Below are 10,825 nucleotides of genomic sequence, written 5' to 3'. Positions count from 1 at the left end.
ACCCACTGCAGGCCCGAGGTTGAGCCTCGGGATTTCACAGCAGACGCGACAGACCGCCTACGAGCTCTTTACGCCCAATAATTCCGGACAACGCTTGCGCCCTACGTATTACCGCGGCTGCTGGCACGTAGTTAGCCGGCGCTTCTTCTGCAGGTACCGTCACTTTCGCTTCTTCCCTGCTGAAAGGGGTTTACAACCCGAAGGCCTTCATCCCCCACGCGGCGTCGCTGCATCAGGCTTGCGCCCATTGTGCAATATTCCCCACTGCTGCCTCCCGTAGGAGTCTGGACCGTGTCTCAGTTCCAGTGTGGCCGGTCGCCCTCTCAGGCCGGCTACCCGTCGTCGCCTTGGTGAGCCATTACCTCACCAACAAGCTGATAGGCCGCGAGTCCATCCCAGACCGAAAAACTTTCCCAACCCTCACCATGCGGTGGAGTCGCGTATCCGGTATTAGCCCCGGTTTCCCGAGGTTATCCCAGAGTCTGGGGCAGGTTACTCACGTGTTACTCACCCGTTCGCCACTGATCAGAAAAAGCAAGCTCTTTCATCACCGTTCGACTTGCATGTGTTAAGCACGCCGCCAGCGTTCGTCCTGAGCCAGGATCAAACTCTCCGTAAATGAATGGCGTACAACCACAGAACGTGGCATACAACATTACAGAGTACGTCTCCGAAAAGACTTATTTGACCTCTGACATCGAACAAAACATCATTGCTGACATTTCGTTGTCTACCAAAGGAATCCTGCACCCCCTCAAACGAAGGGATGCCGGGTTTTGGCATCGACATGTGGCACACTGTTGAGTTCTCAAGTTTCGGACGCGCACCGCCTCGATCCCATCCAGGACCTCGCTCGGGGCAACCTGTTCATGCTACTCGATCGAACGCTTCTCGCCAAATCGCCTTGTGGGCTTCTGGAGGAGTTCGTTCTCTTGAGCGGCTCTCCATCTTACACCGTTTCGTCCGGTTCGCTGACCGTCAGATCCGGGCTTCTGGAGCCTCGTCGCCAGGCGTTTTCCCTCTCGGGCCCCGCGTTGGCGACTCGGAATAAGTTACACACATGTTTCGGCCTTGTCCAACCGGAACGGCCATGACTTGGTTACCCCAGGTAGACGCGCCTCGGCGTCGGCGCGATCGCCGAGAACGCGGCGTTCAGGGCCGTCAGCGGTCCTCGCGGACGGCCTCGACGAGCCAGTCGAGAAGCGCGTCCGCATGCAACAGGACGGAGATGTGGCCCTCCTCGGGGAAGAACCTCTGCTCCGCACCCGGGACGGCGCCAGTGAGCCACTCGCCGTGCGTGTACGGCACCACGCGGTCCTTGCCTCCGTGCGCGAGCAGCACCCGCACCGCCCCGGCGGCGGCGGGATCGAATCCCCAGTCCCCGACGTAGGCGAGGTCGTCGTCGACCATCCCGTCCGGCCCCAGCTCGAGCGCGGCCTTCACGATCCCGGTGAACCATCCCCACTTCCCCGCCAGCGCATCGTTGTCCGCCGGGGTGAAGCTCTCCGGGTCCCACTCCTGCGCCAGCTGCGCTCGCAGCGCGGCCGGCCCGAGCGCGGCTGCCTCGAGTTCGAGCCGTCCCCCGTTCGCCATCCCGCCGTACCAGTCGAGCCCGCCCGCGTGGAAGGGGGCGAGCCCCGCGACGGAGACGCACGCGCGCACGCGCGAGGGCAGCAGCGCGGCGCACGCGAGGGCGTGCGGCCCACCGCCCGAGTGGCCCACGACGGCGAAGCTGGGGATCTCGAGCTCGTCCGCGACCGCCTCGACGTCCTCGACGACGTCCGCCACGCATCGTCCCTCCCGCCGTGTCGAGCCGCCGTAGCCGGGACGGTCGATCGAGACCCAGCGGATCCCGCGGTCGGTCGCCGGCTTCATGAGGGGGCCGGGCGGCTGCCCGATGTTCGGGGTGCCGTGGTGCCAGAAGAGGACGAGCGGCGCGTCGTCGGGACCGTCGGTGTACCAGCGGACGGTGCGACCGTCGGGACGGTCGAGATCTCCGGTGCGCGCCATGAGGCGACAGTAGCCGCAGCGTCGCTCACTTCCCCGCAGCGGTCGACATCCTCCGGGAACCGTCGGCGGCTTCCCCGCACGACGGTGGCGGTGGATTCCGCGCGGCGACCCTGCGCTTCCTGCACCCGATGCGTCTTGAGCACTGACAGGATGCACCGCAGGCAGGGGGAGGAACCGTGAGCAGGTGGTCGGAGACGCTCGACGCGCTGATGCGTGAGCGCGGCAGGGCCCTGTACGGGTACGCGTTCGTCCTCACGGGCGACGCCGCCGATGCCGACGACCTGCTCCAGGACGCCCTGGTCCGCGCGTTCAAGCGCGGCCGCGGACCCGAGGACGTCGGCGCCGCGCACGCGTACGTGAAGAGGGCGATTCAGACCGCGTTCATCGACACCCACCGCCGTGCGAGCGTCCGGCCCCGACGCGACGGCCGGGACGCCGACCGCGTGCTCCAGGACCCGACCGCCGCAAGCGCCACGCGCGACGCTCTCCACGAGGCGGTCCTGTCGCTCCCCCCGCGGGAGCGCGCCTGCCTCGTCATGCGGTACTTCGACGGCCTCGCCTCGCCGGCGATCGCGGAGGAGCTGGGCATCTCGGCCGGCACGGTGCGCGGCTACCTCGCTTCGGCGATCGAGAAGCTGCGTCGCACGCACGGCGACTTCGGGCTGGACCCGACCGACGCCCTGGAGGGCGGAGACGAGCACGTGGTGATCACCTCGAAGGGAGGCGCGCGATGAGCAACGAGCTGATGGAGTCCCTCGCGCGGCAGGCCGAGACCGGCGGCGCGCTCTACGACGGGCGCGGCGGCGTGGACGATGCGGTGGTCGCCCCGGCGCGGCGCCGGGTCCGCCGCGCACGAACGATGCGCGCCGCAGGCACGCTCGGCGTCACCGCCCTCGTGCTGGCGGGCGGGGTCGCGGCCGCCCTCGAGTGGCAGGGCCAGCGGGCGGACGTGGCCCCGGCGATCACCGACGTGCCTGACGCGCCCGATGAGGTCACGGGCATCACCTCGGACGACCTCCTCACCGACACGGCGGCGCGCACGCGCGGCGAGACGTTGCCGGGCCAGGCTGCGGCGCTGTGCAGCTACGACGAGACGGCCAATCCGTTCTCCGGCGACGTCGGCGGCGTCGCGTTCAACTGCCCGGCCGTCTGGGTCAGCGACGCTCCGCTGCTCGATCTGTCCGCGAGCGCGACCGTCGAGCCCGACGGGGCCGTCGACGTCACGTGGACGCTCACGAACGTCTCCGACGACGCGCTCGTGGTCGACCGCGACGCGATCACCCTCGGGCTGCTCACCGAGCCGGACGCGATCGTCGAGAGCACCACGGGCGGCGACGACACGACGGTGGCGCTGTCGCTGTGGACGAGCGACTCGGAGCGCTTCGTCTCCGCACAGAGCGGCACCGAGCCCATCTCCCTTGAGCCCGGCGAGACCCTCGACGGCGGGAGCCTGCTGCTGCCGCAGACGTTGGGCGAGACGACAGTCGACGGCATGGTCGAGGCGATGGCGGACGGCCGGCTCGATCCGACCGTGACCCTCCAGGTGCGCATCCCCCCGGCGGGCCTCGGCTGGGCGACCGACGAGCTGTTCCTCGAAACCAGCGCGACGGTGGCGCCGACCGGCACGCTCGATCCCGTCTCGCCGGCATTCGTCGACCTCGAACCCCGCACGCGGGACGAGGTCCGTGCCGACGCCCAGGCCGCGTTCTCGTGCTGGCTCGGCCGCGCGAACCCGCGCACCGGCGACGAGCAGCTCGACGACGGCTACTGGACCAACGCTCAGTGCGACGCGGTGTGGATCCCCGGTGGGCCGCAGGTCGCGCTCACCGACCTCACGCTCACCGAGCGCGACCAGTACAACGACGTCGTCGCGACGTGGACGATCACCAACATCTCCGACCACGACGTCGCGATCGACGCCACGTCCGCGGGCCTCAACATCGACCTGGGCGACGTCGGCGGCATCACGATGAGCGGCGGCACCACCATCGGGTGGACGGGCTGGTCGGAGGACGGGACCCGCCGCTACGTGGACCTGCCCGCCGTCACGGAGCCGGTGAGGCTCGGCCCCGGCGGAGAGCTCTACGGAGAGCACCACTTCATGCAGGAGCCTGGGTTGAAGAAGGCCTCGATCACCCTGACGGTGCGCGTGGTGCGCGACGACGACAGCAACGGCGACCGCGAGCTCTTCCTCGAGGTGCCCTGGAACGGCTGAGCCCTGGGCACCCGCGGCCCCCGGTGGGAGAATCGGAGGCAGCGAAGGGTGTGAGCCGTGAGGAGCTGGGCGAGGACGCTCGACGCGACGATGCGCGCGTCCGGTCCGGACCTGCTCGCCTACGCCGAGCGCCTCACCGGCGACCCCGACGTGGCCGCCACGCTGCTCGAGGACGCGCTCACGCGCACCTTCGGTCGCGGCCGCGCGCCCGAGACGCGGGACGATGCGCGGGTGGCCGTGCGCGACGCGCTCCGCCGCGCCGCGGTCCGGCGGACGACCCCGGACTCCCCCGCCGTCGAGGAGACGGACCCGTTCGTGCCGCCCGAGGCGACCGGCGCATCGTCCACCCGCGACACGCTCGCCCTGCTCGCCCCGCGCGAGCGCGCCGTCCTCGCGATGCGGTACGCGGACGGGCTCGCCGTGCCGGCGATCGCCGCGAGCGCGGGCCTGCACGAGGGCGCCGTCCGGGAGGCGCTCACCGGCGCGGTGACGCGCCTGCTCGCCGCGCATCCGCGGCTCGGCCTGCGGCTCGAGGACGCCCTGGAGGGAGGGACGCTCGACAGCGCGACGGTCGCCGTGGGCGGGCGACCGTGAGCGCCGAGCTGCTCCGCGCGCTCGAGCCCGAGGCCGAGCACGACGGTGCTGCGTGCGACGGGATCGCCGCGCGCGCGACCGTCCGCGTGCGCCGACGCCGGCGCCTCCGGCTGGCGGGCTACTCGGCGGCGGGCGCGGCGCTCATCGCCGTCGCGGGCATCGTGGCGGTCGGCGGCACGTCGGACCCGACCGCGCCCCCGGCGGCCACCGTCGCGGACACACCCGCGGTGCAGGCGTCGCAACCGGGCACCGGGGTGATCTACGGCGAGGAGCTGCTGCAGGGCGCCGCGTCGAGGATCCGGCCGTCGGACCGCACGCCCGCGCGCCAGGCGGCGGTCGCCTGCCGCAGCACCACCGAGCCCGATCGCGCCGAGGCCTGCCGGGCGCTGTGGGTGGGCGACGAGACGCTGCTGGCGGTCGACGCCGACGAGACGCTGATGACGCTGCACGCGACCGACCGCCTCGTGCGCGTCGACATCCGGTGGACCGTGCGCAACGTCGGCTCGCGGCCGCTGCTGCTCGACCGCGGCGACCTCATGGTCGCGCTGGTGATGGAGCCGGATCGGGTCGCCGACGACGCCGAGCCGACCGCGGTCGACGCCGCGACGTTCCGCGGCGCGTCCCTGTGGGCGAGCGATCGCGAGCGCCTCGCGCTCAACCTCGGGCGCACGTCGCTGGAGCGGCTCGAGCCTGGGTCCGCGATGCGCGGCTGGGCGACCTTCACGGCGGAGGCCCCCGCGACGGGCGAGGCCGCTGACCCGCTGTGGGAGCTGGCCGCGGGCGCGACCGCCGGCACCCTGACGGTGCAGGTGGGCGTCCCGCACTCCCGGACGGCGCAGACCGCGTCCGCCGACGTCATCGCGGAGGCCTCGCTCACCGTCGAGTCGTTCGCGCAGGCGATCGCCGCCGACCACCTCATGGCCTCCTTCACCCCGCGCGCGCGAGGAGAGACGGCGGGCGCCGACCGCCAGGCCGCGCTGCTGTGCGACGTGCCTCGGGGCATGCGCTCGTCGACCTTCGAGAACTACAACATCCCTTACCAGGCGCGACAGGTCGCGTGCGAGCCCGGGTGGGTCGACGGACCCGTGCTCGCCGACAGCGGCACCGCCGAGCTGCGCGCCGGCACCCCCGCGAGCACGCTCGTGTGGGAGGTCACGAACGTCTCCGGCCAGACGCTGCAGCTGTCGCGGCTCCAGGTGCTCATCGAGGCGGAGGCGGGCACGCTCCGGCGCAAGGGCGACGGGCTCACGTTGCTCGGCACGGCGGTCGTCACGCCGAGCAGCGCGTGGCTCGCGGACGGCCGGCGCACCGCCTGGCTCACCAACGTCTTCTACGACTATCCGCTGCTCGCCGACGCGACGATCGGCGGCCGCGAGCGGCTGTTCCCCGGCATGCTGTCGTCGGACGTGATCGTCGACGTCGACGCGATCATCGGCTCGCTCGGGAACGCCGGACAGGCCACCGCCGTGGCGGCGGTGCCGTTCCTCGACGACCCGTCGCACGTGCTGCTGCTCGAGACGCCGCTGGCGCCCCTCATCGAGCCGTTCGCGTCGCCGTAGTCGGGCGAGCCCCCTGTCGCTCCCTCCGGCCGCGTGCCAGACTCGCTCCCGTAGCAGGGAGGTCGGGTGAGCGCACGGACGCGGATGCTGCACGCGGTGCTGCGCGAGCACGGTCGCGACCTCTACGCCCGCGCGCTGCTCCTCACCGGGGACGATGCGGCGGCCGCGGACCTCGTCGAGCGGGCCCTGGCCACGGGGCTCGGCCGCGGGCACCTGCCCGAGACCGCCGAGGAGGCGGACGCCCGGGTCAGGGACGCGCTGCATCGTGCCTTCCGCGGCCTGCGGGGCGACGAGCCGCCGCTCCCGGACCTCGACGATGCCGCCGCCGACGGCGCGGTCGGGGGCGACCCCGACATCCGCGTATCCCTGCGCCTGCTCCCCCGACGCGAGCGCGTCGCGATCGTGCTGCGCTACGTCGACGGCCTCGCCGCCACCGCGATCGCGCGGCAGCTCGACGCACCCCTCAAGGCCGTGCGCGCCGACCTCGAGGCGGGGGCGCGGACGCTGGCGGAGGCGTGCCCGGACCTGCCCATCGACATCGACGACGCGGTCGAGGGCGGCATGGAGGAGGCCCTCGCGGTCACGCTGGACGGCGCGCGATGAGCGCCGGGCTGGCCGCGGCGCTCGCGCGCGAGGAGAACCGCGGACGCGCGGCAAGCGAGGACGCGATCCTCGGGATCGAGGCCGCGGCGCTCGCCCGGCTGAGGCACGTGCGGACGATGCGGAGCGCGGCCGTCGCGGCGGGCTCGGCCGTGGTGGTGGGCGTGGCGGCGTGGGCGATCACCTCGACGACGGAGCCCTCGACGCTCGCGGCGCCCACGTCGGCCATCGTCACCGACGCGCCCTCGCCCACCCCCGACACCGGCACCGATCTCGCCGACGACGGCTTCGACTCCTACCTCGCCACGGCCGACCTGTCGGCCGAGGCGCTCATCGCGGGCTCGACGCCCCGCGTCCTGGGCGAGGAGCCGGACACCCCTCGCCAGGCCGCCCTGCTGTGCGAGATGGACCCCGACATCAATCCCTGGCGCGGCGCCACGGCGACGACGTCGACTCTCACGGAGACGAAGGCGTGCGAGGCCGTCTGGGTGGGCGACGGGCCGGTGTGGACGCCCGACTTCGTCACCTCGCGGCTCGTGTCCCGCGCGGGCGACTACGAGGCGACCGTCGCGCTCGACTGGGTCCTCCAGTGGAACGCGCCGTCGTCGTCGACGCTCACCATCGACCAGGCCGCCATCAGCGCCACCCTCGCCACGGAACCCGACACGATCTCGGCGCCCGGGCTCCGGACACGGGGCGCCTACGTGGGCGAGTCGCTGTGGGTGTCGCCCACGCAGCGCCTCGCGGTGATGGGCAACGCGACGAGCCCGGTGGTCATGGACCCCGCCTACAGCGCGGTGATCGGCGGCGTCGAGATCACGACGCAAGGTCCCGGCTCGACCCTCCACTCCCAGGCCCTGTGGGCGATCGCCGCGCGCGAGGCGACGCCGCAGGTCGTGGTCCAGGTCAGGGTGCCGCCCACCGGCGAGGCGGGCGCGCAGGAGCTCATCCTCGAGATCGAGCTCGAGCCCGAGAACGGCCTGTGGGGCAACGGCGACCTCGCCGGGCTGCCCGCCGAGGATCTCATGGCCGGCGCCGAGCCGCGCTCCCGGGACGATGCGGCTCGCCCGGATCGCCAGGCCGCCTCGGTGTGCGAGCTGCCCGACGCGCTGCGGGCGCGCACCACCTACATCGGCAGCGAGTGGTCGCCCGAGATCGACGTGCTGGAGTGCGACCCGGTCTGGCTCGGCGACCCGCTGTTCGCGGCCCAGGCGCAGGACGCGACCGCGCTCGAGGGCATGCCCGCCACCTACGTCCAGTGGCTGCTCACCAACACCGCCGGCGACGCGGTCCGCGCCGGCGTCCCCATGCTGCTCGTCGAGACGCGCCCCGCAAGCGACGCCACCGCCGGCGACCTCACGATGTTCGACAGCCTCGCGGTCGCGCCGAGCGCGTGGACGGCCGACGGGCACCGCATGGTCCCGCTGAGCGACATGGTCGGCTCGATCTTCACGCAGCACGTCCAGCCCGGGAACTACCTGTCCAACGCCGCGAACATGAGCGCCGAGGCGTGGATGCTCGGCCCCGAGCGCGATCCCGACCGGGTGCGGCGCGCCCTCGCGAACGGCGCGCAGACCACCTCGCTGGTGACCGTGCCGTTCCGCGACGACGACTCGCGCGTCCTCGTGCTCGAGGTGCCGATGGGCGACACGCTGTCGTCGGACTCCCCGTAGGAGTCGCGAGCCTCGCGGAAGCGTCGTTCAGCTCCTTGCAGCGGGTGTGCGGTGGGCGCGCGAGGCGCGGGATGGGCTCAATCCACCTGGCTGCCGTTGAGCTCCGCCCGATGCTCGCGCCAGCCCGGCAAGTGGCGGTCCATCACGGCGTAGAAGCCGGGCCCGTGGTTGCCCTCGATGAGATGGGCGAGCTCGTGCACCACCACGTACTCGACCAGGTGGTGGTCCTTACGCGCGAGCTCGACGCTGAACGTCACCGACCGCTTCGCCTTGTTGCAGCTGCCCCACCGCGTGTGCATGATCCGCATGCGCCAGGTCGGATAGGGCACGCCCATGCGCGGCACCCACTCGTCGAGCATCGCTTGCAGCAGGGGGCGCAGCTCGCGCCGCAGCGCGTCGGCCTCGGGCCCGGGCGCGAGCGGGGCCGGGTGGTCGAGCGCCTCGACCTGCTTGGCAGCGATCCACGCCGCCTTGGACCGCACCCAGGCGTCGATGTCGCGCTGCGGCATCCGTAGCGGGGCGCTCACGCGCACCTCGCCGGTCCCCTGCCGCACGACCATGCGCACGTTCTTCATGCGCTTGCGCGTGAGCGTGTACGGCGGGACGGGGCCTGACATGCGAGAAGCGTACGTGCGGGCTCCGACGGCGATCAGCCCTCGGGCGCGGGCACGACCTCGCGGGTCCAGCCGTGCGGGTCCTCCGCGCGGCCGTACTGGATGTCGGTGAGGCGAGCGCGCATCGTCTCCGCGACGGACGGGCTGTCGTCCTCGCCGCGGGCCGGCACCGACACGTCGAGGTCGTCCGAGACCAGGCGTGCGATCGGCGTGACGACGGCGGCGGTGCCGCACGCGAACAGCTCGACGATCTCGCCGGACTCCATGCCCTCGACGAGCTCGGTCAGCGCGATGTCGCGCTCCTCGACGGCGCGGCCCTCGTCGCGCAGCAGCGTGAGGATCGAGTCGCGGGTGACGCCCGGGAGGATCGTGCCGGTGAGGCGCGGGGTGAGCACGGAGCCGTCGGCGCGCACCGCGACGAGGTTCATGCCGCCGAGCTCCTCGACGTAGGTGTCCTCGCGCGCGTCCAGGAACAGCACCTGCGAGCAGCCGTGGTCCTTGGCCTCCTTCTGCGGAAGCATGCTCGCGGCGTAGTTGCCCGCGGTCTTGGCGTCCCCGGTGCCGCCCGCGTTGGCGCGGTGGTAGCCGCGCGAGACCCAGATGGACACGCCCTCGCCGTCGCCGCCCATGTAGGCGCCCACCGGCGAGGCGGTGACGAGCAGGTCGACCTCGGCGGCCGGCTGGACGAGCAGGCTCGCCTCCGTCGCGACGACGACCGGGCGCAGGTAGAGGCTCGCGCCGTCGGTGCCGGGCACCCAGTTCTGGTCGACCTCGACCAGGCCCTCGACCGCCGCGAGGAAGTCCTCCTCCGCGAGCTCGGGCAGCGCCATGCGGCGGCAGCTCGCCGCGAGGCGGGCGGCGTTGGCCTCGGGCCGGAACAGGTGGATCGAGCCGTCGGCCCACCGGTACGCCTTGAGCCCCTCGAACACCTGCTGCGCGTAGTGCAGCACGGCGGCGGCGGGGTGCATGGGGATGGGGGCCAGCGGGACGATGCGGCGGTCGGCCCAGCCCTCACCCTCGCGCCACGTCGCGCGGGCCATGTGGTCGGTGAAGACCTTGCCGAAGACGGGGTCCTCCATCGCCAGCCAGCGCTCCTCGTCCGTCGCGGGGCGACGGTTGGGGATGACGGTGAACGATGCGGTGGGCGCCTGCGTCTCCATGGGGCGAGGATAGACCCGTCCCGGGATCACCCGCGGGACTCGGGCCTCAGGCGGGGCGCGATCTCCGCGAGGTCGTCGAGCGTGCCGTCGGCGACGGCCCACACGAGGTCGAACGCCTCCCCTTGCGACATCCGCACGCGGAAGCCGTTGAACCCCACGAAGACCACGGTCGCAAGCCAACCGAGCCGCTTGTTGCCGTCGGCGAGCGCGTGGTTGTTCACCAGCGAGTGGAGAAGGGCGGCGGCCTTGAGGTCGAGCGTCGGGTACGCGTCCACGCCCATCAGCGTCGTGGCGGGCCGCGCGAGCGCGGACTCGAGCAGCCCCACATCGCGCACGGGTCCGAGACCGGCCACGCGGACCATCTCGAGGAGCTCGTCGAGCTCGATGTAGCCCGTCACGT

Annotated in this window: 10 protein-coding genes and 1 rRNA gene; 6 read left to right on the top strand and 5 right to left on the bottom strand. The window is 72.4% G+C overall.

What is annotated here, in order from left to right:
- Nucleotides 1-619: ribosomal RNA gene (locus tag AOM07_RS08040) — 16S ribosomal RNA — on the bottom strand; the annotation flags it as partial.
- Between the two features lie 542 nt (nt 620-1,161).
- On the bottom strand, nt 1,162-2,010 hold the full coding sequence (locus AOM07_RS08035) for an alpha/beta fold hydrolase (RefSeq protein WP_062312582.1): 849 nt from the start codon (nt 2,008-2,010) through the stop codon (nt 1,162-1,164).
- A 176-nt stretch (nt 2,011-2,186) separates the two neighbouring features.
- Here AOM07_RS08035 and AOM07_RS08030 point away from each other — a divergent pair, with 176 nt between their 5' ends.
- From AOM07_RS08030 to AOM07_RS08005, 6 genes are all read left to right on the top strand, one after another.
- Nucleotides 2,187-2,744 (top strand): RNA polymerase sigma factor, encoded by a 558-nt coding sequence (locus tag AOM07_RS08030; protein ID WP_062312580.1) that lies wholly within the window; start codon nt 2,187-2,189, stop codon nt 2,742-2,744.
- Entirely contained in the window at nt 2,741-4,225 is a 1,485-nt protein-coding gene (locus AOM07_RS08025) for a hypothetical protein (protein ID WP_062312578.1), read from the top strand. Before AOM07_RS08030 ends, AOM07_RS08025 begins: the two co-directional genes overlap by 4 nt.
- 57 nt (nt 4,226-4,282) lie before the next feature.
- On the top strand, nt 4,283-4,819 hold the full coding sequence (locus AOM07_RS08020; protein WP_156171867.1) for an RNA polymerase sigma factor: 537 nt from the start codon (nt 4,283-4,285) through the stop codon (nt 4,817-4,819).
- Nucleotides 4,816-6,378, top strand: coding sequence for a hypothetical protein (locus AOM07_RS08015; RefSeq protein ID WP_062312574.1), 1,563 nt, complete (start codon nt 4,816-4,818; stop codon nt 6,376-6,378). The genes AOM07_RS08020 and AOM07_RS08015 overlap by 4 nt, the downstream gene beginning before the upstream one ends.
- Nucleotides 6,379-6,444: 66 nt before the next feature.
- A complete protein-coding gene (locus tag AOM07_RS08010) occupies nt 6,445-6,981 on the top strand; it encodes a sigma factor-like helix-turn-helix DNA-binding protein (RefSeq protein ID WP_156171866.1) in 537 nt (178 codons plus the stop codon).
- Nucleotides 6,978-8,651, top strand: a complete 1,674-nt coding sequence (locus AOM07_RS08005) for a hypothetical protein (protein ID WP_062312570.1) — start codon at nt 6,978-6,980, stop codon at nt 8,649-8,651. Before AOM07_RS08010 ends, AOM07_RS08005 begins: the two co-directional genes overlap by 4 nt.
- A 77-nt stretch (nt 8,652-8,728) precedes the next feature.
- On the opposite strand, the gene AOM07_RS08000 is transcribed toward AOM07_RS08005, so the two are convergent.
- From AOM07_RS08000 to AOM07_RS07990, 3 genes are read right to left on the bottom strand one after another with little or no spacing between them, the layout of a single operon-like run.
- Nucleotides 8,729-9,268 (bottom strand): M48 family metallopeptidase, encoded by a 540-nt coding sequence (locus tag AOM07_RS08000; RefSeq protein WP_062312568.1) that lies wholly within the window; start codon nt 9,266-9,268, stop codon nt 8,729-8,731.
- 32 nt (nt 9,269-9,300) lie between these two features.
- A complete protein-coding gene (locus tag AOM07_RS07995; RefSeq protein WP_062312565.1) occupies nt 9,301-10,425 on the bottom strand; it encodes a branched-chain amino acid aminotransferase in 1,125 nt (374 codons plus the stop codon).
- A gap of 26 nt (nt 10,426-10,451) precedes the next feature.
- On the bottom strand, nt 10,452-10,823 hold the full coding sequence (locus AOM07_RS07990) for a type II toxin-antitoxin system death-on-curing family toxin (RefSeq protein ID WP_062312563.1): 372 nt from the start codon (nt 10,821-10,823) through the stop codon (nt 10,452-10,454).
- Nucleotides 10,824-10,825: the final 2 nt, after the last annotated feature.

This window comes from Demequina rhizosphaerae, assembly GCF_000971255.1.
In the GTDB taxonomy this organism is placed as follows: Bacteria; Actinomycetota; Actinomycetes; order Actinomycetales; family Demequinaceae; genus Demequina; species Demequina rhizosphaerae.
This window is presented reverse-complemented; position numbering and strand designations above follow the sequence as displayed.

Coding starts and splice junctions, on each gene's coding strand:
- AOM07_RS08035 (WP_062312582.1), bottom strand. CDS start 2,010: ATGGCGCGCACCGGAGATCTCGACCGTCCCGACGGTCGCACCGTCCGC.
- AOM07_RS07995 (WP_062312565.1), bottom strand. CDS start 10,425: ATGGAGACGCAGGCGCCCACCGCATCGTTCACCGTCATCCCCAACCGT.
- AOM07_RS08005 (WP_062312570.1), top strand. CDS start 6,978: ATGAGCGCCGGGCTGGCCGCGGCGCTCGCGCGCGAGGAGAACCGCGGA.
- AOM07_RS08025 (WP_062312578.1), top strand. CDS start 2,741: ATGAGCAACGAGCTGATGGAGTCCCTCGCGCGGCAGGCCGAGACCGGC.
- AOM07_RS08000 (WP_062312568.1), bottom strand. CDS start 9,268: ATGTCAGGCCCCGTCCCGCCGTACACGCTCACGCGCAAGCGCATGAAG.